The organism is Duganella sacchari, assembly GCF_900143065.1.
GTDB lineage: Bacteria > Pseudomonadota > Gammaproteobacteria > Burkholderiales > Burkholderiaceae_D > Rugamonas > Rugamonas sacchari.
This window is the reverse complement of record NZ_FRCX01000013.1, coordinates 149912-171856: the sequence shown is the minus strand read 5'-3', so window position 1 is coordinate 171856 and position 21945 is coordinate 149912. Positions and strand designations below refer to the sequence as shown.

The window sequence follows — 21945 nt, the reverse complement described above, 5'->3', positions numbered from 1 at the left end:
GGACCGGGGCATTCAATACTGCGCTACAGCCTACCAACAAATCCATCACCGTTATGGCATCGTATGCTCAATGACTGATGGATATGACTGCTATCAAAACGCCTTGGCCGAGCGGGTCAATGGAATACTCAAGACCGAGTTCCTTATCAGCAAACCGGCGAACCTGGAGCAGGCAGAGGTCATGATTCGCCAAGCAATCGCAATCTACAATACAAAGCGGTTACATACCGCCCTACAATACAAAACGCCCGATGAAGTCCATCGGGCGTCTTTAATGGAGCTTAGTTAGCGGGTAACGAAAAAGGCGGTTACCCGTCAACCTATTCCAGGACTAGTCAAGCTGTACTAATTCAGGATGGCAGCTCAAGCGCCGGTTGGTGTCAGAATTTGTGCAGGATACCGAGGCCTAGCCCTGACGGATCCTGCCCTGCCGATAAGCCTGCAATCGGATTGGCAGACAGGTTATAGGCGGCGTTGCGCTCGTTGCGCACGCGCGTGTATGCAGTCCACAGCTCGCTGCGCTTGGATAAGGTGTAGCCATAGCCCACTGTATATTGCATGGCGCCTGAATCCTCGCCAGGGCGTACGATGCCGCCGACGCTGATGGTCGCGTTACCGCGTGCGTTAAACGCCTTGGTCGCGGAGGCCCGCAGGATATGGCGTCCGCTGGTATGTGTGGCCGCCAGTTGCATCGCGTTGCGGCGCAGATGCGTGGTGACAGTCGTCTCATAGCGCAGGTATTCCCATGCTGCGCGCAGGCGCGTGTTGCCGATGCTGTAGGCGGCGCCAATCTTGTGGCCGATGTCGGTGGTGCCGGCGGTGAAGTAGTCCTTGTGCTGTTCGACGCCGTAGGCCAGGTACAGCGGGCCGTTCTCGTAAGTGACCAGCCCTGAGGCCATGCCGGGATTGCCGCCGCCGCCGGCTTCTTCGCGCGCGCTGATCGCAATGCGGGCATTCCATCCCTGATATTCGGGTGTGAAGTATTGCAGCAGATTTTTCTGCCGGCGGTCGAACGAGGCGGGCGCGATGGCATTCGCCGCCGTGGTAAAGCCATTGCCCATGATGCCATTGGACGCGAAGATCCCTGCAGTGAAAGGATCGATCGCATACACGGACACAAAGCGGTAAGGCGATTCCCAGATCCCCAGCATCACCTGGCCAAAGCTGCCACGCAGTCCCACGGCTGTATTGCGCGTGAAGTCGCCGCCACCGCCTGTGTCCACCGCCACCGGCATCTCGATCTGGAACAGGGCCTGCATGCCGCCGCCCAGATCCTCCGTCCCGCGAAAGCCCAGCACCGACAAGTTGTTTGACACGCGCTGCGTGCGGACACCGGCTGCCTGCACGGTTTCGGCATCGACTTTCAGAAAGCCGTAAATGGTGACATTGTCGCTGGCGGCCCAGGCGGGCAGGCTGAGGATGAGTGCGGCGAAGGGGGATAAGTGGCGTTTCATGGTCGTCTCCTGTTGTCATTATCAGGCCATCATAAAACGGCTGTATTTATATGTATACATTTAAATAAAAGCGTATACATTGAAATCCGACCTTCGTACAATGGCGAGGCAAGTCCTATAACCACTATGGAGAGCACCATGAGCACCAAGCTTCGACACATCGCTTTGTCCGTTCCCGATCCCTGGAAGACGGCGGAGTTTTATATTCAGGCTTTCGGTTTCAAGAAGGTCGGCGAGACCGATTCATCGCTGGCGCGCGGCGTTTATCTGAGCGACGGCGTGATGTCGATTGCGCTGTTGAACTACAAGACCGACCACGCGGCGGGCGAGGAGCGCGGCAAGGATTTCGTCGGCCTGCACCACATCGGCATGTGGGTGGACGACATCGCCGCCGCGCGCAAAGATGCGGAAGCGGCAGGCGGTACGTACTACATGGGCGAGGTGCCGGTGAAGGGCAATATCTTCTATGAGGTGAAGTACCGCGATCCGAATGGCGTCATTATTGACCTCACGGATCACGGCTGGGGCGGGGCGGTGAAGGATGTGGAAGCGGCCAGCGCTGCAGGTCCGGCACTGCGTCATCCGGACCTGAAGGCTGATCGCACCGGGATCAACTAAGCGTTAGCACATGGCGCAGCGGCTGGCCCTCCAGGCAGGCGCGGATGTTGTAGAGCAGCGCATCATGCTGCGCCTGTTGTGCCTCCGGCGAGCGGCCCGAGATGTGTGGCGTGAGGATCAGCGTATCGAGCTGCGCCGCCTCTGGCGGTATCGCCGGCTCATTCTCGATGACGTCGAGCGCCGCGCCGGCAATGCGCTTCTGCTGTAGTGCTTCGATCAGCGCGGTGGTGTCAACCACGCTGCCGCGCGCGATATTGACCAGGAAGCCTTGCGGGCCAAGCGCGTCCAGCACTTCTTTGTTCACCAGATGGCGAGTGGCCGGGCCGCCTGGACAGGCGAGCATGAGGTAATCACTATCGCGTGCCAATTCCAGCACATCGCCGACGTAACGGTAAGCGATGTCCGGCCGTGGATGGCGCGCATGGTAGGCGACCTCCATATCAAAGCCTGCCGCACGGCGCGCGATCAGCGCGCCGATATTCCCCATGCCGACGATGCCAAGACGTTTGCCATGCACTGCGGGGCGTGCGGTGCGATGGCCTAGCCACTGGCCTGCCTTCACTGCGCGATCCAGCAAGGGCAGGGCGCGTGCGCTGGACAGCATCAGTGCCATCGCATGATCGGCCACGGTGGCGTTGTTCACGCCGGGTGCGTGCGTGACGGTGATGCCGCGCTGCTGCGCTGCTTGCAGGTCGATGTTTTCATATCCCGCGCCATAGCAGCACACCAGCTGCAAGGCGGGCAGTGCGTCCATCTGCTGCGCGCTCAGACCTGTGGAGCCATTGGTGATGACGATGCGAACCGCGTCGGCGTGCTGCGGCGTAAGCCGCGCCAGTGGCCAGCGCAACTGCAAATCCGCCACGAACGGCGCAGCCATTTCTATCAAGAGCAGTAGCTCCATGAACGTCTCCTTTTGATGTGATGAGGAAGATTTTTACATATTCATCTTGCTATGTATACGGATAAGATCTACTGTATACCAAATTCAATAACGAGGAGATGAATGCATGTGGCACGCAATCGCAAGTTATGAACACACGTTGGGCAAAGGCGGTACGCGGCTGGCGCTGGTGGCGGAAGACCAGAAGCTGTATGACACGGCGCAGCTGATCGAAGCTGGTGCGCTGGGCGAGCGGGGCCCACGTCTGGCGCAGGATCTGGGCGGCGCTTTGCAGAACTGGGAAACCAACGCCGCGCTGCTGGAACAGATGGCGCGCGCACTGCCGCCGTTGCTGGCCAGTGGCCGCGTGGCGCCGCTGGCTGCGCAGTCGTACCGCTTGTGCGTCCCCTACACGCCGGGCCGTATTTTTGGCGCGGCCTCCAACTTCTACGAACACGCACGCGAGATGGGCACGGAGCTGGCGCCGCGCACGGAGAGCACGCCGTTCTGCTTCATGAAGGCGGAGACCAGCGTCACCGCGACCGAAACCGATGTCGTCATGCCAGCCAATACGGAAAAGCTGGATTGGGAAGTGGAGCTGGGCGTCATCGTCGGCAAGACCTGCCGCAATGTCAGCGTGGAGCAGGCTTACGAGGTGATCGCCGGCTATACCGTGTTTAACGATGTCACCGCGCGCGACCTTAACCGACGCAGTGATTATCCGTTCAAGCATGACTGGTTCCGCGGTAAGAGCCACGATACCTTTGGCCCGATGGGACCATGGGTGGTGCCGCGCAGCTGCATCGAAGCGCCGCAAAGCCTGCGCCTGAAACTCAGCGTGAATGGCGAGATGATGCAGAACGATACTGCGGACGCCATGATCTTCAACATCGCCGAGCAGATCGCTTATCTGTCCAGCATGTTGACGCTGAAGCCGGGCGACCTGCTGGCGACAGGCACGCCGGCTGGTGTCGGCATGGGACGCGACACTTACCTGAAACCTGGCGATGAGATGATCGCTTCCATCGAAAAGATCGGCAGCATCCGCAACCGCGTGGTGGCGGCATGAAGCGCGCACACCGGTTCATACGCCGTGCGGTGACGACGTCGATCGCATTGGCTGCACTGGCGACACAAGCTGCGACGGCCGCGGACGCGGTCCGCTTCAACCTGGCCTGGCTGCCGCAGGGGAGCACCAGCGGTGTGCTCATTGCGATCGCCAAGGGTTATTACACCGAAGCGGGCCTGGACGTCAGCGTTACGCGCGGCTACGGCGGGCAGCGTACCGTCAATGAAGTCGATCAGGGCCTGTTTGAATTCGGCTACGGTGATCCGATCAGCGTCATGCTGAACCGCGCGCAGGGCGGCAAGACGGTGATGGTTGGCGCCATCAATACACGCTGGCCGGGTGCGCTGTGCTATGTCGATAAACCGGGCCGCAAGATCAAGACCATCGCGGATCTGAAAGGACTGGTGATTGGCGGCGGTGCGGCGTCACCGCTGCACAACGTGATTCCGGCGTGGCTGCAGGCGAACGGCCTTCCCGCAGATTACGTGAAGCTGCTGCGTCTTGATCCTGCAGTCATCAACACCGCGTTTTTGGACGGCAGCATCGATCTGGCCGAGTGCTGGGAAGGCGCCAACAAGCCGGTGCTGGAGAAGATGGCGCAGAAAAACGACATGAAGATCGGCGTACTGCGCTACCGCGACTTCAACCTCAATTTGTACGGCAACGGCATTGTCACCAGCGAGAAGCTGATCGCCGCCAAGCCCGAGGTGGTAAAGCGCTTCATGCAGGCGACCTATCGCGGTTATGAGTTCCAGTCGAAGAATCCGCAGGAAGCCGTTGCGCTGGTGGCCAGCCAGCAGAAGCTGATCGACCGTACGGTGCTGCGCCAGCAGATCGAGGAAACCACGGTGCTGATGCTGGCGCCAGAAGCCACGGGCAAAAAGCCGGGCTGGATGCAGGAGGAGCGCATGCAATCGACAGTGGACTTCGTACACAAGGCGTTCAATGTGACCACGAGCGTTAAACCTTCCGATATTTATACCAATCGATTCGTCGACTAAAAACAAGACGGACATGGAGACAAGCATGGAAAAAATACGACCAAAAAAACTCGGGCACCTGGTGCTGATGGTGCGCGACATTCAGAAATCGGTCCGCTTCTATACGGAAGTGGTGGGCTTGCAGGTGTCGGACTGGATTTCCGATCAGATGGTGTTCCTGCGTTCTGGCGAAGACCACCACGACCTGGCGCTGTCGCAGATTCCCAAGGATGCAGAAGGCATCAACGATCTGCCGCATTATGGCCGGCCGGGCCTGGAGCATTTCTCCTATCTGGTCGAGGACCGTGCGGAGATTGACCGCACGGTGAAGGTGCTGCAGGAGCATGGTATTGAAATCGTGCGCGGCATCGGCAAGCATGGCCCAGGTGAGAACCTGTTCCTGGTGTTTAAAGACCCGGATGGGAACAACGTTGAAGTCTACTGCGAAATGACGCAGATCCCGCCAGGCAGCGATTACCGGCCGCAGGTCTGGGAGCGTAATATCGACTCCTTCGATCAGTACCGCTTCAAGCACTTTGTGGTCGCACCGCCGCAGGCTGTGATCGACGCCAAGTCTGGCAAACACTGAACGGAGGCGCGCATGAAACGCACGATTGAGGCGATTCTGTTCTGGGGCGCGGTTGCGCTGGTGTGGGAATACGGTGTCACGCTGGCCGGTGTGCGCAGCTATCTGATGCCCTCCCTGAGCAAGGTGATTGCGGCGGGCTGGGAGGAGCGCGAGCTGCTGCTGGCAGAAAGCTGGGTTACGCTGCTGGAGGTGCTGGCGGGATTTGCGCTGGCGGTCATAGGCGGCTTGCTGCTGGGCGTGGCGATCCACTTCAGTGCCATCGCGCGGCGTACGCTGTATCCGCTCCTCACGGCGCTGCAAAGCATGCCGAAGATTGCGCTGGCGCCGTTGATGATTGTGTGGTTTGGCTACGGCTTTTCCTCCAAGCTGGCATCGACATTCCTGTTTGCCTTCTTCCCGCTGGTGATTGCGACATTGGGCGGCTTGTCCGGCATTGCGGCGAACCTGGAGGAGCATTTCCGTGCGCTGGGTGCGTCACGCTGGGACACCTTGCTGCGCTTGCAGTTGCCGTCTGCGCTGCCGAGTTTTGTGGATGGCGTGAAGATCGCGATGCCGCTGGCGGTGATCGGCGCCATCGTCGGTGAGTTCATCGGCTCGGAAAAAGGGCTGGGCCACCTGATGACACTGGCCACGGCAAATGCGCAGACGGATCTGATGTTTGCAGCGATCCTGACGATTACGGTGCTGGCCAGCCTGTTGTACTGGGCAGTGGAAGTTATGTCGCGCGCCGTCTGGTGGCGTGGGAAGGCGGTGTGTTGATGGCCCAACTTAAAGTGATGCCGGGTGCGATTGCGGAACCGGCCGCGCCCAAGCTGGCGATACGCGTGTCGGATGTCGTCAAGCGCTTCCCTGGCAAGCAATCGGTGAATGCACTGGAGGATGTGTCGCTGTCGATACGCGAGCGGGAGTTTGTCTCCATCCTTGGCCCCAGTGGTTGCGGCAAGAGCACCTTGCTGCGCATCGTTGCAGGTCTCGTACCGCACAGCGAAGGTGTGGTGCAGGTGGCGAATCGCGACGTGCATGGGCCGACGCCGGATATCGGTGTGGTTTTCCAGACCAGTAATATGCTGCCCTGGCTGACCGTTGAGCAGAACATGATGCTTGGCGCGCAGTTGCGCAAGCTACCCGCTGCCACGGTGGCGCCCAAGGTGCGGGAGCTCACGCGGACATTGGGCTTGTCGGGTTTTGAGAACAGCCACCCGCATCAGCTCTCGGGCGGCATGCGGCAGCGCGCGTCCATCGGACAGATTCTCGCGCTGGACCCGCAGATACTGCTGATGGACGAACCGTTTGGCGCGCTGGATGCGCTGACACGCGACTTGCTCAATGTGGAGCTGCTGCGCATCTGGCAAGAACATATGAAGACCGTGCTGCTGGTAACGCACAGCATACAGGAAGCCGTGTTCCTGTCCGACCGTGTGCTGGTGATGTCGGCGCGTCCTGGACGTGTGATTCATGATATTGCGATTGATTTGCCGCGCCCTCGACGGCCGGAGAACATCAAGGGCAATCCGCGATACGGCGAGTACATCGCGCAGATCAGCCAGATCATGGGAGTCTATTGATGGGTGCTTCGTTCCGTTCGTGGGCGCCGCCGTTTGTGGGTTTGTCCGACGCCGAACGCGAGGCTTTGCTGGCGATGGGGCCGTGCTGGGCGGAGGACATCAACCGCCATCGCGAGCAGGTGGTGGCGATTTATACGCCACATCATGCGGCAGCCAGCAAGGATGGCGTGCGGGTGGATGCCGCTTTGGCGTATGGCGACCATCCGCGCCAGTGCCTGGACATCTATCGGCTGGATGATGCGCAGGGGGCGCCGCCTTCGCCGGTGGTGGTGTTCGTGCACGGTGGCGCCTTCATGCGTGGGAATATGAATAGCAATGCTGAGATCTACAGCAATGTGACGCGCTACATCGCGCAGCAGGGATATGTGGCGGTGAATCTGGAGTACCGGCTGGCGCCGGAGGCGCCTTATCCGGCGGGCAGTGAGGATGTTGCGCTGGCCTTGGCGTGGTTGCGCGCGAATGCCGGCCGGTTTGGCGGGAATCCCCGGCACATCGTGCTGGTCGGGCATTCGGCAGGTGGCGCGCACGCCGCGTCCTACGTGCTTGACCCGGCACTTGAAGCCGCGCGGCGCGTCGGCAGTGGCGGAAGCGGCGGAAACGGCGTGGCCGGCGCGGAGAGCGGGCTGTCTGGACTTGTGCTGATTAGCGCACGCTTGCGGGCGGACGTCTTGCCGGGCAATCCAAATGCGGCCGGTGTGCGTGCCTACTGGGGCGACGACGCCTCGCGCTATGAGGCGCTTTCACCTTGCACGCACGCCGCGCGCCTGGACGTACCCGCGCTGGTGGCGATTGCGGAATTTGAAAATCCTTATCTCGACACATACGGCGGAGAGTTTCATGACCGTGCGCAGGCCGCCGCCGCAGCGTGCACCTTGCTGCGTGTCCCGGGTCATAACCACACATCCGTCGTTGCGCATCTGGGCACGCAGGACCGTTGCTTCGGCCCTGCGTTGATCGACTTCCTGGACAGCACACGACCCATTTAACAACGCATTGGAGACACACATGATGTCAACCCGATTGACAGGCGCGTTTGCGCCCGCCGTTACGCCATTCAAGCCGGATCTGAGTCCTGACCTTGAACGCTTTGCCACGCATTGCCACTGGTTGCAGCAACAGGGGGCAGGGCTGGCAGTTTTTGGAACCAACAGCGAAGCCAATTCGCTGACCGTCAGCGAGCGCGTGATGCTGCTCGATCACTTGATCGGCCAGGGCCTGGATGCGAGCCGGATTTTGCCTGGCACCGGCTGTTGTGCGCTGCCGGATACGGTGGAACTGAGCCATCAGGCGACCTTGCATGGTTGCGCAGGTGTGCTGATGCTGCCGCCGTTTTTCTACAAAGGCGTTTCGGACGATGGCCTGTTCGACTACTACACGGAAGTGATTGAGCGCGTGGCCATGGACAACCTGCGGGTGTTCCTGTATCACATACCGGCTTTCTCCGGCGTGCCGATTTCGCTGAATTTGATTGAACGCCTGGCATCGCGCTTCCCGCAGCAGATCGCCGGCGTCAAGGACAGCTCTGGCGATTGGGCGAATCTGGAGGCGATGCTGACCAGTTTCCCGCAGCTGTCGATTTTCCCCGCGTCGGAGAGTTTGTTGTCGCGGGCTTTGCCTCTCGGTGCGGCGGGCTGCATCTCTGCCACCATCAACATCAATCCTGCCGCAATCAGCGCGATGTGCGCAAACTGGCGCGCGCCGGATGCGGCCAAAGCGCAGGCTTCGCTGGATACGATACGCCAGATCATCCAGAAATACCCAATGATCGCGGCGCTTAAATGGACGATAGCGCACTATCGCGATGACCAGCAGTGGCAGCGCCAGCGTCCACCGCTACGGGCGTTGAGTGAACAGCAGCAGAGCGAATTGCAGGCGTTGTTGTCGGCCGCAGGTTTCGCCATGCCCGGCCTGGAGGCATCATGAGCGCTGCCATCGCGCCGCTGGGGCGTTATCCGGCGTGGTGCCGGGCCGGGGATTTCATCTACGTCTCCGGCATGAGTGCGCGACAGGCGGATGGCAGCGTTGCCGGTGCCGGCCCGTATGACGCGGCCCTGCAGACGCGCGTTGTGATCGACAAGGTCAGAGCCGCACTGGCGGAGGCTGGCGCCACGCTAGACGATTGCGTGACCGTGACCAGCTATCTCACGGACATGGCGTACTTCGATGCCTACAATGCGGTGTACGCTCAGTCCTTCAACGGCCGCGCCGCCCGCGCGACGGTCGGTGTGGCGCAGTTGCCGCATCCAGATATGGTGGTGGAGTTGAGTGTAACTGCATACAAGCCGGAGGCAGCATGAGCGTCCGGACAGAAGATCGCGTTGCCTCCCGGCTCGACGATGCAGGTCTGGACCTGCTGTTTCGTACTGCACGCTCGCACAATGGCTGGCTGCCAACGCCGGTGAGCGATGAGCTGCTGGAGCAGATTTATGACCTCATGAAGCTGTGCCCGACCAGTGTGAATGGCAGTCCTGCGCGCGTACTGTTCCTGCGCACCGCCGAAGCCCGCGCGCGGCTGCTCCCCGCCGTCAATCCCGGCAATGTGGACAAGGTGCGTGATGCGCCGGTGGTAGCGGTCATCGGCTACGACTTGCGTTTCCATGAGCATCTGCCGCAGCTGTTCCCGCATAACCCATCTACCGCCGCGCTGTTCGCGAACAATGCGGCGCTGGCCGAGGCGACCGCTTTTCGCAACGGCAGCCTGCAAGGCGCTTACCTGATGCTGGCGGCGCGTGCGCTGGGACTGGACTGCGGCCCCGTCTCCGGTTTCGATGCGCAAGCGGTGAATCGGGAGTTCTTTGCCGATGGGCGCGTGCGCGTGAACTTCATCTGCAACCTCGGTCACGGCGACCACGCCAGGATCTTCCCACGCAGCCCGCGCCTGCGCTTTGAGCAGGCCTGCACGCTACTCTAAAGAGAACACATATGGATATTCTGCTCTACCTCGGTCTCGGCGCGTTCGCCGGGATTCTGGCTGGCCTGTTGGGTGTCGGCGGCGGCACGGTCATCGTACCGGTGCTGACCTTCATGTACGCGGCCCATCATTTTCCTCCCCAATACACGCTGCATCTCGCCTTGGGCACCTCGATGGCGTCGATACTGTTCACGTCTGTCGCCAGCCTGCGCTCGCACCATCGGCGTGGTGCGGTCGATTGGGCGGTGGTGCGCAAGCTCACACCTGGCATTGTGCTTGGCACCCTGGCAGGTGTGTGGCTTACAGCCCACATGTCCAGCAATCTGTTGAAAGTGATTTTTGTGGCTTTCGCCTACTTTGTCGCAGCGCAGATGCTCATGAATATCAAGCCCAAACCCAGCCGCCAGCTGCCCGAGCGCGGTGGCATGCTGGCCTCCGGCGGCGCGATTGGCGTGGTCTCGAGCTTCGTCGGCATCGGCGGCGGCACCTTGTCCGTTCCGTTTATGACGTGGTGTAATGTGCCGCTGCACACGGTGATTGGTACCTCGGCCGCTCTGGGCTTTCCGATTGCGCTGGCGGGGGCGGTCGGCTATGTGGTCAATGGCTGGCGTGTGACGGGGCTGCCGGAATACAGTCTGGGCTTCGTCTATCTGCCGGCGTTGGTGGCGGTGGCGGGCGTCAGCGTGCTGACCGCACCGCTGGGCGCGCGCTGGGCACATGCGCTGCCTGTCGCGAAACTGAAAAAGCTGTTTGCGCTGCTGCTATTGGTGGTGGGGACCAAGATGTTGTCGTCGCTGTTTTAAAAGGAATGCATATGAATGCACTGTACCCATTTCATCTGGCCTTCTTCGTGCGCGATCTGGACGAGGCGCGAGGCTTCTATGGCGGCGTCCTCGGATTTACCGAGGGCCGTAGCACGGAGCGCTGGGTAGACTTTGATTGTCTGGGCCACCAGCTGTCGCTGCATCTCAAGCCTGGCATGCAGGTGTCTGCGCAGGCCGGGCAGGTCGATGGCGAAGCGGTGCCGATGCCGCATTTTGGCATCGTGCTGGACATGCCCAAGTGGCATGGGCTGGCCAAGAGTGTGCGCGCGGCGGGCGTCAGTTTTGTGGTGGAGCCGCACGTGCGCTTTGCCGGTCAGCCGGGCGAACAGTCCACCATGTTCTTCCTTGATCCATCCGGTAATGCGCTGGAATTCAAGGGGCTGGCGGCATTGAACCAGCTGTTCGCGCGATAGTTTATAGTGTCAAAACTTTGTAGATAAGAGCAAAAACGATGGAAACCATTTCGATGCGGCTTTATCGCATCCTTGCAGACGAGATTATCAACGGTACCCTGGCGCCTGGAGACAGCCTGGAAGAAAACGCCATCGGCGAGCGCTTCAAAGTCTCGCGCACACCCATCCGCGCTGCGCTGCGCGAACTGGCCTCGAATGGCCTGATCGAGCTGCGTCCGCGCAAAGGCGGCGTTGTGGTCAGCATCAGCATCGATGAACTGGCCGATACGCTGGAAGCGATGGGTGAGCTGGAGGCACTGTGCTGCCGCATCAGCGCAGAGCGCATGAGCGCTGTGCAGAAAAAACAACTGGAGCTGATCCATCTGCAAAGCCTGGAGTGCATCGAACGGGGCGACGAAGAAGGCTACCTGGAGATGAATGCGAAGTTCCATCAATTGATCTGCGCGGGCGCACATAACCGCAGCCTGGCCGAGAGCATCGACAAGCTGCGCCTGCGCCTGAACCAGTTCCGCGCTGCGCAGGGCGGCGTGGAGCGGCGCCTGGCCAAGTCGCAGGAAGAACATGCTGCCATCGTTGACGCCATCGTCGCCTCGGATGCGGAGCGTTCGTATCTGGCGATGCGCGACCATGCCAACCGTCTCAATGTCCACGTGCTGGAAGTAATGCGCGAGCGTCAGGACGCCCATGCTGCCTGATGACGACGATCTGCCGGCAGAGCGGCCGGGGGAGGGCGCCCGCGTCAATATCCCGCTGGTGGACGTCATGCTGCGGCGGATCAAACTCAAGCCGCTGCTGATTTTTGACCGCGTGCTGGCGTCGCAATCCATCGCCCGCGCGGCGCGCGAGCTGAATTTGACCCAGCCCGCCGTCACCAAGGCGATCCAGGAACTGGAAGCGGATCTGGGCGTCGAGCTGTTTGAGCGCACCAACCGCGGCGTAGTGCCGACCTGCTATGCGGCCCTGCTGGGCGACCGCGTGAAAGCCGTCATCGCCGAACTGCGTTATCTGACTGACGAACTGAATTCCTTCCGCTCCGGCGAATCAGGCCATGTAGTGATTGGTACGCTGATCTCGGCATCGGCACGGCTGCTGCCGAGCGCTATCGCCAGGCTGAAGGCCGAGCGCCCTGGCGTGCTGGTGACGGTGCGCGAAGGCCCGACGGACCGCCTGTTCCCGGCGCTTGCCACCGGTGAGCTGGATCTGGTGGTAGGGCGTCTGCCGGAAGCAGACCTGCCGCTGGCCCGCATGTACAGCTTCCGCCACACGGAGTTGTACAGCGAAGCTCTGTGCGCCGTGGTCTGGCGCGGACATCCGCTGGCCAGCCAGTCAAAAATCGCATTGAAACAGCTGCTCGACTGGCCATGGCTGCTGCCGACGATGGAGTCGCCCGCGCGCCTGCGTGCCGAACGGCTGTTTGCGGACGCCGGCCTGCCCATGCCATCCAATGTGGTCGAATCGTTATCGCTGCTGACGAATATCGGCCTGCTGCAGTCCATGCAGGCGATTAACCTGATGCCGCGCGCCGTGGCGCAGCACTTTGCGCAACTGCAGTTGCTGACGATACTGGAGCTGGGCGATATCGGCGCCTTCGGCCGCATCGGCTATTCGGTGCGCGATGACCGCGCCAGCACGCCGGCTGCGGCAAAATTCATCAAGTGCCTGACGCTCGCCGCCAGCGAGTTGTAATAAAAAACAGGAATACCTGAGTCCGGTTTTTTCATTATATTTTATTTCAGCTTCTCCCTATACTCGATTTCATACCGAGCATAAGGAGACAGCCTTGAAACCAGAATCACCGGCCCTGCTGCGCCACTACATCGGTGGCGAATTCGTCGCCAGCGCAGCGACTTTCGATAACATCGCACCTGTTGATGGCCGCCTGCTGTCGCGGGTATCCGAAGCCGACCGCGCTACCGTGGAGTCGGCGGTGGCAGCGGCGCGCCGCGCGCTGTCCGGCCCCTGGGGCAAGATGAGCGTGCAGCAGCGTTCCGCCATGCTGCATAAAATCGCCGACGGCATCGAGGCGCGCTTCGACGAATTCGTCGCCGCCGAAGTGGCCGACACCGGCCGCCCGGTCCATCAGGCGCGCAGCCTGGACATCGCCCGCGCCATCACCAACTTCCGTACCTTCGCCGACCTGGCGGCATGCGCCAATTCGGATGCTTTCGAAATGCCGACCGCCGACGGTGCTGGCGCGCTGAATTACACGGTGCGCAAACCGTTGGGCGTGGTGGGGATCATCTCGCCGTGGAACCTGCCGCTGCTGCTGTTGACGTGGAAAGTGGCGCCGGCGCTGGCTTGCGGTAATGCGGTCATCGCCAAGCCATCCGAGGAATCGCCGACCAGCGCGACGCTGCTGGCAGAAGTGATTTGCCAGGCAGGCGTGCCAGCGGGCGTCTTCAATCTGGTGCATGGCCGCGGTGCTGATTCCGCGGGCCAGTTCCTCACGCAAAGCGCAGGCATCGATGCACTGACTTTTACCGGCGAATCGCGCACCGGCAGCACCATCATGAAAGCGGTGGCGGATGGTGTGAAAGAGGTGTCGTTTGAGTTGGGCGGCAAGAACGCTGCCGTGGTGTTTGCGGATGCGGACTTTGACGCGGCTGTCGCTGGCGTCATGCGTTCCTCGTTCACCAACTCCGGCCAGGTATGCCTGTGCTCCGAGCGCGTTTATGTGCACCGCTCGATCTACGACAAATTCGTCACCGCCATCAAACAGAAAGTACAGGCGCTGCGCATTGGCTTCCCCGAGGAAGCGGATGTGGATATGGGGCCGCTGATCTCGCACGGCCACCGCGACAAGGTGTTGAGCTACTACCGCCTGGCGGTGGAAGAGGGCGCGACGGTGGTCGCTGGCGGCGGCGTGCCGGTATTTGGCGATGCGCGCGACGAAGGCGCGTACGTGCAACCGACCGTGTGGACTGGCCTGCCGGATAACGCGCGCTGCAATACGGAAGAGATCTTCGGCCCGGTATGCCATATCGCGCCGTTTGACGATGAGGAGGAAATCATCGCCCGTGTCAACGACAGCAAGTACGGCCTGGCCTGCGCGCTGTGGACTACCAACCTGTCACGCGCGCATCGCGTTGCGCGCCGCATCCATGTGGGTCTGGTCTGGGTCAACACCTGGTATCTGCGCGACCTGCGCACCCCATTTGGCGGCGTCAAGCTGTCCGGCCTTGGGCGTGAAGGCGGCCGCTATTCGCTCGACTTCTATTCCGACGTCGCCAACATCTGCATCAAACTGTAAGGAGATAGCATGCAACGCCAAACGATACAGTCCCCGGCGGTCGCTGCGCCGCGCTTCCGCTACAGCCCATGCGTGCATATCGGCGACACGGTGCAGCTGTCCGGCATGATTGCCCTCGACCCCGGCACCGGCGCGCTGATGGCCGGCGGCCCTGGCGCCGAAGCGGCCTTCATCCTCGCCATCCTGCAGCGTGCCTTGCCGGATTACGGCGTCACGCTGGACCAGTTGCTGATTGCCCGTATCTACACCACGCGCATGGACTTGTTCGGCGAGATCAACGCCGCATGGGAAGCCGTGTTCACGCCGGATGTCACGCCACCAGCCCGTACCAGCATCGGCGTCAGTGCGCTGCCGCTGGGCGCCAGTGTGGAAATCGAATTCACCTTTGTGCAGGAGCGCCGTCCATGAATATGCAAGTACAGCAAGCCGCTGACCTGATCTGGGAAGCGCACCAGCGCGGCGAACCATGCGCGCCGGTACGCGACCTGATTGGCGCTACCGACATCGAACGCGCCTACGCGGTCCAGAAGATCAATACCGACCGCTGGCTGGTACGTGGCCGCCGTGCCGTCGGCCGCAAGATCGGCCTGACTTCGGTCGCGGTGCAGAAGCAGCTTGGCGTGAACCAGCCGGACTTCGGCATGCTGTTTGCCGATATGTGCCTGTGCGATGGCGAAGAAGTCGCACCGGGCCGCGTGCTGCAACCGAAGGTGGAAGCGGAGATCGCGCTGGTGCTGGAGCGCTCACTGCCGCATGAACAGAATACCGTCGCCGACATCCTGCGCGCCACCGCCTATGCGCTGCCGTCCATCGAGATCGTCGGCAGCCGCATCGCCAACTGGGATATCCGCCTGGCGGACACCATTGCCGACAACGCGTCGAGCGGCTTGTTTGTACTGGGCTCGCGTCCCGTCAAGCTGTCCGAGTTTGACGTGATGGGTTGCGGCATGGTGATGGAGAAGCGCGGCGAACAGGTATCGGTTGGCGCGGGTGCGGCCTGTCTCGGTAATCCGCTGCGCGCGGCTGTCTGGCTGGCCGACACCATGGCGCGTCTCGGCAGCCCATTGCAGGCCGGCGACATTGTGCTGACCGGCGCACTTGGGCCGATGGCCGTGGCCCGTCCCGGTGATGTATTCGAAGCGAGCATCGAAGGCCTGGGCATTGTGCGTGCCGCCTTCAGCGCCTGATAAAACAAGGGAGATTCCATGCAAGACAAAGAACAAGATCGCTGGGAGGTTGCCATCATCGGCTCCGGCAATATCGGTACTGATCTGATGATCAAGGTACTGCGCAATTCGCGTCACCTGAAGATGGGGGCGATGGTGGGCATCGATCCAAATTCGGATGGCCTGGCGCGTGCCGCCCGCCTGGGCGTGCCAACCACGCATGAAGGTGTGCAAGGACTGGCGGCGCTACCGAACTTCAAGCAGATCCGCCTGGCGTTTGACGCCACATCGGCAGGCGCGCATGCGGAGCATAACCGCCTGCTGCAATGGCACGGCGTGCGTGTGATCGACCTGACGCCGGCCGCTATCGGCCCGTACGTGGTGCCGGTGGTGAATCTGGATGAGCACCTGAATGAACCCAACCTGAACATGGTGACCTGCGGTGGGCAGGCCACGATTCCGATGGTGCGTGCCGTATCGCGTATCGCCAAGGTGCATTACGCGGAGATCGTCGCGTCCATCGCCAGCAAGTCCGCTGGCCCGGGCACGCGCGCCAATATCGATGAATTCACCGAGACGACCTCGCAGGCTATCGTCAGCGTAGGTGGTGCGGCGCAGGGCAAGGCCATTATCGTACTGAATCCGGCCGAACCGCCGCTGATGATGCGCGACACAGTGTTCTGCCTGGCCGAGGAAAGTGCCAATGAGGATGAGATCCGTGCATCCGTTGAAGAGATGGCGGCCAAGGTCAGCGCCTACGTGCCGGGTTATCGCCTGAAGCAGCAGGTGCAGTTTGAGCGCATTCCTGCGGACCGTCCGATCAACATTCCGGGTCTGGGCAAGGTGCATGGCCTCAAAGTCTCCATCTTCATTGAAGTGGAAGGCGCGGCCCATTACCTGCCTGCCTATGCGGGCAACCTGGACATCATGACGTCGGCCGCGCTGGCCACGGCTGAACAAATCGCCGCCAGCGCGCTGGCAAAATAAGGAACACGCCATGAGCAAAAAAATTTATGTGTCTGACGTCACCCTGCGTGACGGCATGCACGCCATCCGGCACCAGTACTCGCTGGAACAGGCGGTGGCCATTGCCCGCGCGCTGGATGCGGCCAAGGTGGACAGCATCGAAGTCGCACACGGCGATGGACTGCGTGGCTCCAGTTTCAACTATGGCTTTGGCGCGCATACCGATCTGGAATGGATCGAAGCCGTGGCCAACGTGCTGACGCACTCGCGCATCGCCACGCTGCTGTTGCCGGGCATCGGCACTGTGCACGATCTGGATGCGGCTTACAAGGCGGGCGCGCGCACGGTACGCATTGCCACGCATTGCACCGAAGCGGACATCTCGCTCCAGCACATCGAACATGCGCGCAAGCTGGGCATGGACACGGTTGGCTTCCTGATGATGTCGCACATGACGACGCCGCAAGCGCTGGCGCAGCAGGCCAAACTCATGGAGTCCTACGGCGCGGAATGTGTGTATGTGGTCGATTCGGGCGGTGCGCTGTCGATGCGTGATGTGGCCGCGCGCTTCCAGGCGTTCAAGGATGTGCTGAAGCCTGAAACGCAGACCGGCATGCACGCGCACCACAACCTGTCGCTGGGTGTGGCCAACTCCATCGTTGCCGTTGAAAATGGCTGCGACCGTGTGGACGCTTCGCTGGCCGGCATGGGCGCAGGGGCGGGCAATGCGCCGCTGGAGGTGTTCATTGCTGCTGTCGATCGTCTGGGCTGGGAGCACGGCACCGACCTGTTCACGCTGATGAACGCCGCCGATGAACTGGTGCGGCCATTGCAGGACCGTCCGGTGCGTGTGGACCGCGAGACGCTGGCGCTGGGTTATGCGGGCGTGTATTCGAGCTTCCTGCGGCACGCGGAGGCGGCATCGTCGCGCTACGGCATTGCTACGGTCGATATCCTGGTGGAGCTGGGCCGCCGCCGCATGGTGGGCGGCCAGGAAGACATGATTGTCGATGTCGCGCTGGACCTGGTGCAGCAACGCCGTGCAAAGGAGGCCGCATGAGCGCCGGATCGTGGCACCTGACGGACGTGGCGCACATGCCGACCGTCGATATCGCGGCGCTGGCGCAGCAGCTGGACAGCGCGGCGCGCGAGCATGTAGAGATCGATCCGCTGGCGCCGCAGCACGGCTACAGCCTGGATCAGGCTTACGCTATCCAGCATGCGTCCATCGCGCTGCGCCATGCGCGGGGCGAGAAGCCGGTTGGCGTAAAGCTGGGCTTCACCAGCCGCGCCAAGATGATACAGATGGGCGTCGATAGCCTGATCTGGGGCCTGCTGACGGACGCCATGCTGTACGAAGAGGGCGGCGTGGTCAACCTCGGTGATTTCATCCATCCGCGTGTCGAGCCGGAGCTGTGCTTCCTGACCAGCCGCGCCATCGATCGCCCCTTGACGTTGCTGGAAGCGGCGGATTATCTGGCGGGCGTGGCGCCGGCCATGGAGATCATCGATTCGCGCTACCGCAATTTCAAATTCAACCTGGAAGACGTGGTGGCGGATAACTGCTCGTCGGCCGGGGTGGTGGTCGGTGAGTTCTGCGCCGACCTGGCGCAGCTGAATAACCGCGGCGTAACGATGCGCTTCAACGGCCGTCCTGTGGCGCTGGGCAGCACCGGCGCCATCCTCGGCAATCCGCTGCGCAGCGTGGTGCAGGCTTCGCAACTGGCCAGCGCTTGCGGCATGGTGCTGCCGGCAGGCTCGCTGATTATGGCTGGTGCGGCCACCGCCGCCGAAGCGCTCCAGCCAGGCCTGCATGTCAGCGTTGACATCGGTGGCCTTGGCCGCGCTGAATTCCTGACGGGAGTGTGAGCATGAAGACCGAAGCAAAACTGGTGGAAGGCAAAGCCCAGCCACGCGGCAAATTCCCGCACCTGAAACGTGCCGGCGATTTTCTGTTCGTCTCCGGCACCAGCTCGCGCCGTCCGGACAACACGCTGGCCGGGGTGGAGGTGGACGCACTGGGGACCACCTCGCTGGACATCCGTGCGCAAACCCGCGCCGTCATCGACAACATCCGCGACATCCTGCGCAGCGCGGGCGCCGATCTGTCCGACATCGTTGAGATCAGCACCTTCCTGGTCAACATGAATGACTTCGGCGGCTACAACGAGGTGTACGGCGAATACTTCGATTACGACGGGCCGACCCGCACCACTGTGGCGGTACACCAACTACCGCACCCGCATCTGCTCATTGAAATCAAGGCCATCGCCTGGCACCCTTTAAAATAAACGCTGGAGACAATAATGTATAAATTTGGCAAGCCGTTCAATTTCCAGCAGTGGATTGCGGAACACGCACATCTGCTCAAGCCACCGGTGGGCAATCAGCAGATCTGGCAGGACGCAGACTTCATCGTTACGGTGGTCGGCGGCCCGAATCAGCGTACCGATTATCACGACGATCCGCTGGAAGAATTCTTCTACCAGTTTAAGGGTGATGCTCATTTAAACATCATGGACAACGGCCGCGTCGAACGGCTGGACCTGAAGGAGGGCGACATCTTCCTGTTGGCGCCACACGTGCGCCACTCGCCGCAGCGTCCCGATCCCGACAGCCTTTGCCTGGTGATCGAGCGCCGTCGCCCGCATGGCATGCGCGACGGGTTCGAATGGTACTGCCTGGAGTGCAACCATCTGGTGCACCGCATCGAGGTGCAGCTGCAAAGCATCGTTGACGATTTGCCGCCGCTGTTCCAGCGTTTCTACGGCGACGCCTCGCTGCGTGTCTGCCCGCAATGCAAGGCGGTCCATCCCGGCAAGCTTGGGAGCGCGGCATGAGCGCCGCGCCGAAAGCCAACCCGGTCATCGACATCCACTCGCACTTCTTCCCGCCGATTACCCGCGCGGAAGCGGCTGCACTCGATGCCCAGGGCGCGCCATGGCTGGAAATCCGCGACAGCGAACATGGCATGATTATGACTGGCGACCAGCCGTTCCGCCCCGTGTATTCGGCGCTGTGGGATTCCGCCCGCCGCGTCGAGGAGATGGACCGCTCGGGCGTTGATATCCAGCTCATGTCGGCAACGCCGGTAATGTTTGGCTATCGCTATCCAATCGCCCAGGCCTTGCCGTGGGCGCAGCGCATGAATGACTATGCACTGGAACTGTGCGCCCACAACCCGGTGCGCCTGAAGGCGCTGGCGCAGGTGCCGCTGCAGGATATCGACGCCGCCTGCCGTGAAGCCAGCCGCGCCAAGGCCACCGGCCATCTCGGCGTCCAGATCGGCAATCACCTGGGCAGCCTGGATCTGGATGATGAAGGTCTGCTGACTTTCCTGACCCACTGCGCCAACGAAGGCATCCCGCTGCTGGTGCACCCATGGGACATGATGGGCGGCGAGCAGCGCATGAAGAAGTGGATGCTGCCATGGCTGGTGGCGATGCCGGCCGAAACGCAGCTCGGCATCCTGTCGCTGATTATGTCCGGCGCCTTCGAACGTCTGCCCAAATCGCTCAAGATCTGCTTTGCCCATGGCGGCGGCAGTTTCGCCTTCCTGTTGGGACGTGTCGACAACGCCTGGCACCAGCGCGACATTGTGCGTGAAGACTGCCCCAATCCACCCTCGTCGTATGTGGACCGCTTCTATGTCGACTCGGCGGTCTTCGATCAGCGTGCGCTATCGCTGCTGGTCGATGTGATGGGCGAGGAGCGCGTGATGCTGGGGTCAGACTACCCGTACCCGCTCGGCGAACAGCAAGTGGGACGGCTCATACGCGAAGCGGATTTCACACCCGAACGACAGCAAAGACTGTTGAGTGGGAATGCGCAAGCCTTCTTCGGCATTTAAAAGAAAAGCATCACAGGAGACAAAATGAATCACAACAAGAGCGGCTTTTCCGCCATCGTGGAACGGGAGACGGGCTTGCATCGCGGCCTGTCCAGCGGCCAGATGTCCATGATTGCCATTGGCGGCGCCGTCGGCACCGGCCTGTTCCTCGGCAGCGGTTTTGCCATCGGCTTTGCCGGTCCCAGTGTCCTGGTCAGCTACGCCATCGGTGCGCTGATCGCCATGCTGCTGATCGGCTGCCTGGCCGAAATGACGGTAGCCCATCCGACCTCCGGCTCGTTCGGCTCCTACGCCGAGCACTATGTGGGGCCGTGGGCGGGCTTCTCGGTACGCTACAGCTACTGGTCATCCATCGTGCTGGCCGTCGGTACCGAGGTGACGGCCGTGGCGCTGTACATGCAGTACTGGTTCCCCGGCACGCCGGCCTGGTTGTGGATCGTTTTGTTCTCCGCCTGCCTGATCCTGGTGAACGCGATGAGCGTGAACATTTTCGGCAACGTCGAGTATCTGTTCTCGACCATCAAGATTGCCGCGATTGTGCTGTTTATTCTGCTCGGCGCCTACATGGTGTATGCGGCGCCGGAGACCAGCCCGATCGGCTTCAAGAATTATGTGGGTGACCGCGGCTTCTTCCCCCACGGTAGCTCGGGCATGTGGGCAGGCGTGATCGTCTCCATTTTCAGCTATCTCGGCATCGAGATGGTGGCGGTGGCGGCGGGCGAAGCGCGCGATCCACAACAGGCCATCACCGGCGCCTTCCGCGCCACGATGCTGCGCCTGGTGGTGTTCTACATGCTCACGCTGGGCCTGATGCTGGCCATCGTGCCATGGGCGGCGGCGGGCGGCGGCAACAGCCCGTTCGTGATGGCGATGCAGGCGCTGCATATTCCAGGCGCTGCGGGCGTGATCAATTTTGTAATTCTGGTCGCGGCACTGTCGTCGATGAACAGCCAGTTGTACATCACCACGCGCACCATGTTCTCGCTGTCGCGGGCAGGGCAGGCGCCCAAGCGCTTCGGCATCTTGAGCAAGCGCGGTGTACCAGTGGCGGCGCTGATGCTGTCCTGCGTCGGCATTGCGCTGGCAACGGTGCTGAGCGTGCTGTTCCCCGATGGCTCCTTCATGCTGATGATGGCGATTTCCATGTTCGGCGCCATGTTCACGTGGATGATGATTTTCGTGACCCACTACTTCTTCCGCCGCAGCTGGACGCGCGAAGGCCATGCGCCGCTGCCGTTCCGTATCTGGGCCTTCCCCTGGCTGACGATGCTGGGCGCAGGGCTGATGCTGGCGATCATGGTCACCACCGCCTTCACCAAGGAGTTTGCGATGACGCTCATGACAGGCCTGCCCTTCATGCTGGCCTTGAGCGTGATGTATTTCTTCTGGTACCGCAAGCGCTAAATCACC

At 61.6% G+C, this 21945-nt stretch carries 27 protein-coding genes; 25 read left to right on the top strand and 2 right to left on the bottom strand.

Going from position 1 to position 21945, the window contains the following annotated elements; genetic code table 11:
* Positions 1 to 289, top strand: a 289-nt coding sequence (locus BUA36_RS24830; protein ID WP_139260686.1) for an integrase core domain-containing protein, incomplete at its 5' end; no start/stop codon positions are given.
* A 91-nt stretch (positions 290 to 380) separates the two neighbouring features.
* Here BUA36_RS24830 and BUA36_RS24825 read toward each other — a convergent pair.
* Positions 381 to 1454: a porin gene (locus BUA36_RS24825; protein WP_072788528.1), complete on the bottom strand. Its 1074-nt coding sequence runs from the start codon at positions 1452 to 1454 to the stop codon at positions 381 to 383.
* A 138-nt stretch (positions 1455 to 1592) separates the two neighbouring features.
* Between BUA36_RS24825 and BUA36_RS24820 the strand changes: the two genes are divergently transcribed.
* Positions 1593 to 2072: a VOC family protein gene (locus BUA36_RS24820; RefSeq protein WP_072788526.1), complete on the top strand. Its 480-nt coding sequence runs from the start codon at positions 1593 to 1595 to the stop codon at positions 2070 to 2072.
* Here the strand turns inward: BUA36_RS24820 and BUA36_RS24815 are convergent.
* The gene (locus BUA36_RS24815) at positions 2065 to 2973 is read right to left on the bottom strand and encodes a 2-hydroxyacid dehydrogenase (RefSeq protein WP_072788524.1); all 909 of its coding nucleotides are present in this window, start codon (positions 2971 to 2973) and stop codon (positions 2065 to 2067) included. The genes BUA36_RS24820 and BUA36_RS24815 overlap by 8 nt on opposite strands.
* A gap of 106 nt (positions 2974 to 3079) precedes the next feature.
* On the opposite strand from BUA36_RS24815, the gene BUA36_RS24810 reads away from it, so the two are divergent.
* The 23 genes from BUA36_RS24810 (at position 3080) to BUA36_RS24700 (ending at position 21939) form a co-directional block, all read left to right on the top strand.
* Positions 3080 to 4021, top strand: coding sequence for a fumarylacetoacetate hydrolase family protein (locus BUA36_RS24810; protein ID WP_072788522.1), 942 nt, complete (start codon positions 3080 to 3082; stop codon positions 4019 to 4021).
* Positions 4018 to 5022 (top strand): ABC transporter substrate-binding protein, encoded by a 1005-nt coding sequence (locus BUA36_RS24805; protein WP_072788520.1) that lies wholly within the window; start codon positions 4018 to 4020, stop codon positions 5020 to 5022. The genes BUA36_RS24810 and BUA36_RS24805 overlap by 4 nt, the downstream gene beginning before the upstream one ends.
* Positions 5023 to 5047: 25 nt before the next feature.
* Positions 5048 to 5590 carry a VOC family protein gene (locus BUA36_RS24800; protein WP_072788518.1) on the top strand — a complete coding sequence of 181 codons (543 nt, stop codon included), beginning with the start codon at positions 5048 to 5050 and terminating at the stop codon, positions 5588 to 5590.
* A 12-nt stretch (positions 5591 to 5602) separates the two neighbouring features.
* The gene (locus BUA36_RS24795) at positions 5603 to 6349 is read left to right on the top strand and encodes an ABC transporter permease (RefSeq protein WP_072788516.1); all 747 of its coding nucleotides are present in this window, start codon (positions 5603 to 5605) and stop codon (positions 6347 to 6349) included.
* Complete coding sequence (locus tag BUA36_RS24790) at positions 6349 to 7155, top strand: ABC transporter ATP-binding protein (protein WP_139260685.1); 807 nt, start codon at positions 6349 to 6351, stop codon at positions 7153 to 7155. Before BUA36_RS24795 ends, BUA36_RS24790 begins: the two co-directional genes overlap by 1 nt.
* Positions 7155 to 8141 carry an alpha/beta hydrolase gene (locus BUA36_RS24785; RefSeq protein ID WP_072788513.1) on the top strand — a complete coding sequence of 329 codons (987 nt, stop codon included), beginning with the start codon at positions 7155 to 7157 and terminating at the stop codon, positions 8139 to 8141. The genes BUA36_RS24790 and BUA36_RS24785 overlap by 1 nt, the downstream gene beginning before the upstream one ends.
* Before the next feature lie 19 nt (positions 8142 to 8160).
* Entirely contained in the window at positions 8161 to 9078 is a 918-nt protein-coding gene (locus BUA36_RS24780) for a dihydrodipicolinate synthase family protein (protein WP_072788511.1), read from the top strand.
* Positions 9075 to 9452: a RidA family protein gene (locus BUA36_RS24775; RefSeq protein WP_072788509.1), complete on the top strand. Its 378-nt coding sequence runs from the start codon at positions 9075 to 9077 to the stop codon at positions 9450 to 9452. Before BUA36_RS24780 ends, BUA36_RS24775 begins: the two co-directional genes overlap by 4 nt.
* Entirely contained in the window at positions 9449 to 10066 is a 618-nt protein-coding gene (locus BUA36_RS24770; RefSeq protein ID WP_072788507.1) for a malonic semialdehyde reductase, read from the top strand. Before BUA36_RS24775 ends, BUA36_RS24770 begins: the two co-directional genes overlap by 4 nt.
* Positions 10067 to 10077: 11 nt before the next feature.
* Positions 10078 to 10869, top strand: a complete 792-nt coding sequence (locus tag BUA36_RS24765; RefSeq protein WP_072788505.1) for a sulfite exporter TauE/SafE family protein — start codon at positions 10078 to 10080, stop codon at positions 10867 to 10869.
* Between the two features lie 11 nt (positions 10870 to 10880).
* Complete coding sequence (locus tag BUA36_RS24760) at positions 10881 to 11303, top strand: VOC family protein (RefSeq protein WP_072788502.1); 423 nt, start codon at positions 10881 to 10883, stop codon at positions 11301 to 11303.
* Positions 11304 to 11341: 38 nt separating this feature from the next.
* Entirely contained in the window at positions 11342 to 11998 is a 657-nt protein-coding gene (locus BUA36_RS24755; protein ID WP_072788500.1) for a GntR family transcriptional regulator, read from the top strand.
* Positions 11988 to 12989, top strand: a complete 1002-nt coding sequence (locus BUA36_RS24750) for a LysR substrate-binding domain-containing protein (protein WP_072788498.1) — start codon at positions 11988 to 11990, stop codon at positions 12987 to 12989. Before BUA36_RS24755 ends, BUA36_RS24750 begins: the two co-directional genes overlap by 11 nt.
* Before the next feature lie 94 nt (positions 12990 to 13083).
* Positions 13084 to 14553 (top strand): 2-hydroxymuconic semialdehyde dehydrogenase, encoded by a 1470-nt coding sequence (locus tag BUA36_RS24745; RefSeq protein WP_072788496.1) that lies wholly within the window; start codon positions 13084 to 13086, stop codon positions 14551 to 14553.
* A 9-nt stretch (positions 14554 to 14562) separates the two neighbouring features.
* The gene (locus BUA36_RS24740; protein ID WP_072788494.1) at positions 14563 to 14961 is read left to right on the top strand and encodes a RidA family protein; all 399 of its coding nucleotides are present in this window, start codon (positions 14563 to 14565) and stop codon (positions 14959 to 14961) included.
* Positions 14958 to 15740, top strand: a complete 783-nt coding sequence (locus BUA36_RS24735) for a 2-keto-4-pentenoate hydratase (protein WP_072788492.1) — start codon at positions 14958 to 14960, stop codon at positions 15738 to 15740. Before BUA36_RS24740 ends, BUA36_RS24735 begins: the two co-directional genes overlap by 4 nt.
* 18 nt (positions 15741 to 15758) lie before the next feature.
* Positions 15759 to 16706: an acetaldehyde dehydrogenase (acetylating) gene (locus BUA36_RS24730; protein ID WP_072788490.1), complete on the top strand. Its 948-nt coding sequence runs from the start codon at positions 15759 to 15761 to the stop codon at positions 16704 to 16706.
* A 10-nt stretch (positions 16707 to 16716) separates the two neighbouring features.
* Positions 16717 to 17745 (top strand): 4-hydroxy-2-oxovalerate aldolase, encoded by a 1029-nt coding sequence (gene dmpG, locus BUA36_RS24725; protein ID WP_072788488.1) that lies wholly within the window; start codon positions 16717 to 16719, stop codon positions 17743 to 17745.
* Positions 17742 to 18554 carry a 2-keto-4-pentenoate hydratase gene (locus tag BUA36_RS24720; RefSeq protein ID WP_229255801.1) on the top strand — a complete coding sequence of 271 codons (813 nt, stop codon included), beginning with the start codon at positions 17742 to 17744 and terminating at the stop codon, positions 18552 to 18554. Before dmpG ends, BUA36_RS24720 begins: the two co-directional genes overlap by 4 nt.
* Positions 18555 to 18556: 2 nt before the next feature.
* The gene (locus BUA36_RS24715) at positions 18557 to 18976 is read left to right on the top strand and encodes a RidA family protein (protein WP_072788486.1); all 420 of its coding nucleotides are present in this window, start codon (positions 18557 to 18559) and stop codon (positions 18974 to 18976) included.
* Positions 18977 to 18991: 15 nt separating this feature from the next.
* Positions 18992 to 19525: a 3-hydroxyanthranilate 3,4-dioxygenase gene (locus tag BUA36_RS24710; protein WP_072788484.1), complete on the top strand. Its 534-nt coding sequence runs from the start codon at positions 18992 to 18994 to the stop codon at positions 19523 to 19525.
* Positions 19522 to 20535: an amidohydrolase family protein gene (locus tag BUA36_RS24705; RefSeq protein ID WP_072788482.1), complete on the top strand. Its 1014-nt coding sequence runs from the start codon at positions 19522 to 19524 to the stop codon at positions 20533 to 20535. The genes BUA36_RS24710 and BUA36_RS24705 overlap by 4 nt, the downstream gene beginning before the upstream one ends.
* 24 nt (positions 20536 to 20559) lie before the next feature.
* Positions 20560 to 21939 (top strand): amino acid permease, encoded by a 1380-nt coding sequence (locus BUA36_RS24700; RefSeq protein WP_072788480.1) that lies wholly within the window; start codon positions 20560 to 20562, stop codon positions 21937 to 21939.
* Positions 21940 to 21945 lie beyond the last annotated feature (6 nt).

Excerpts from the sequence above, each read along its gene's own strand:
- BUA36_RS24740 (WP_072788494.1), top strand. The coding sequence starts at position 14,563 with ATGCAACGCCAAACGATACAGTCCCCGGCGGTCGCTGCGCCGCGCTTC.
- BUA36_RS24820 (WP_072788526.1), top strand. The coding sequence starts at position 1,593 with ATGAGCACCAAGCTTCGACACATCGCTTTGTCCGTTCCCGATCCCTGG.
- BUA36_RS24805 (WP_072788520.1), top strand. The coding sequence starts at position 4,018 with ATGAAGCGCGCACACCGGTTCATACGCCGTGCGGTGACGACGTCGATC.
- BUA36_RS24700 (WP_072788480.1), top strand. The coding sequence starts at position 20,560 with ATGAATCACAACAAGAGCGGCTTTTCCGCCATCGTGGAACGGGAGACG.
- BUA36_RS24760 (WP_072788502.1), top strand. The coding sequence starts at position 10,881 with ATGAATGCACTGTACCCATTTCATCTGGCCTTCTTCGTGCGCGATCTG.
- BUA36_RS24720 (WP_229255801.1), top strand. The coding sequence starts at position 17,742 with ATGAGCGCCGGATCGTGGCACCTGACGGACGTGGCGCACATGCCGACC.
- BUA36_RS24825 (WP_072788528.1), bottom strand. The coding sequence starts at position 1,454 with ATGAAACGCCACTTATCCCCCTTCGCCGCACTCATCCTCAGCCTGCCC.
- BUA36_RS24755 (WP_072788500.1), top strand. The coding sequence starts at position 11,342 with ATGGAAACCATTTCGATGCGGCTTTATCGCATCCTTGCAGACGAGATT.
- BUA36_RS24765 (WP_072788505.1), top strand. The coding sequence starts at position 10,078 with ATGGATATTCTGCTCTACCTCGGTCTCGGCGCGTTCGCCGGGATTCTG.
- BUA36_RS24810 (WP_072788522.1), top strand. The coding sequence starts at position 3,080 with ATGTGGCACGCAATCGCAAGTTATGAACACACGTTGGGCAAAGGCGGT.
- BUA36_RS24710 (WP_072788484.1), top strand. The coding sequence starts at position 18,992 with ATGTATAAATTTGGCAAGCCGTTCAATTTCCAGCAGTGGATTGCGGAA.
- BUA36_RS24770 (WP_072788507.1), top strand. The coding sequence starts at position 9,449 with ATGAGCGTCCGGACAGAAGATCGCGTTGCCTCCCGGCTCGACGATGCA.
- BUA36_RS24705 (WP_072788482.1), top strand. The coding sequence starts at position 19,522 with ATGAGCGCCGCGCCGAAAGCCAACCCGGTCATCGACATCCACTCGCAC.
- BUA36_RS24750 (WP_072788498.1), top strand. The coding sequence starts at position 11,988 with ATGCTGCCTGATGACGACGATCTGCCGGCAGAGCGGCCGGGGGAGGGC.
- dmpG (WP_072788488.1), top strand. The coding sequence starts at position 16,717 with ATGAGCAAAAAAATTTATGTGTCTGACGTCACCCTGCGTGACGGCATG.
- BUA36_RS24790 (WP_139260685.1), top strand. The coding sequence starts at position 6,349 with ATGGCCCAACTTAAAGTGATGCCGGGTGCGATTGCGGAACCGGCCGCG.
- BUA36_RS24800 (WP_072788518.1), top strand. The coding sequence starts at position 5,048 with ATGGAAAAAATACGACCAAAAAAACTCGGGCACCTGGTGCTGATGGTG.
- BUA36_RS24785 (WP_072788513.1), top strand. The coding sequence starts at position 7,155 with ATGGGTGCTTCGTTCCGTTCGTGGGCGCCGCCGTTTGTGGGTTTGTCC.
- BUA36_RS24730 (WP_072788490.1), top strand. The coding sequence starts at position 15,759 with ATGCAAGACAAAGAACAAGATCGCTGGGAGGTTGCCATCATCGGCTCC.
- BUA36_RS24715 (WP_072788486.1), top strand. The coding sequence starts at position 18,557 with ATGAAGACCGAAGCAAAACTGGTGGAAGGCAAAGCCCAGCCACGCGGC.
- BUA36_RS24815 (WP_072788524.1), bottom strand. The coding sequence starts at position 2,973 with ATGGAGCTACTGCTCTTGATAGAAATGGCTGCGCCGTTCGTGGCGGAT.
- BUA36_RS24795 (WP_072788516.1), top strand. The coding sequence starts at position 5,603 with ATGAAACGCACGATTGAGGCGATTCTGTTCTGGGGCGCGGTTGCGCTG.
- BUA36_RS24775 (WP_072788509.1), top strand. The coding sequence starts at position 9,075 with ATGAGCGCTGCCATCGCGCCGCTGGGGCGTTATCCGGCGTGGTGCCGG.
- BUA36_RS24735 (WP_072788492.1), top strand. The coding sequence starts at position 14,958 with ATGAATATGCAAGTACAGCAAGCCGCTGACCTGATCTGGGAAGCGCAC.
- BUA36_RS24780 (WP_072788511.1), top strand. The coding sequence starts at position 8,161 with ATGATGTCAACCCGATTGACAGGCGCGTTTGCGCCCGCCGTTACGCCA.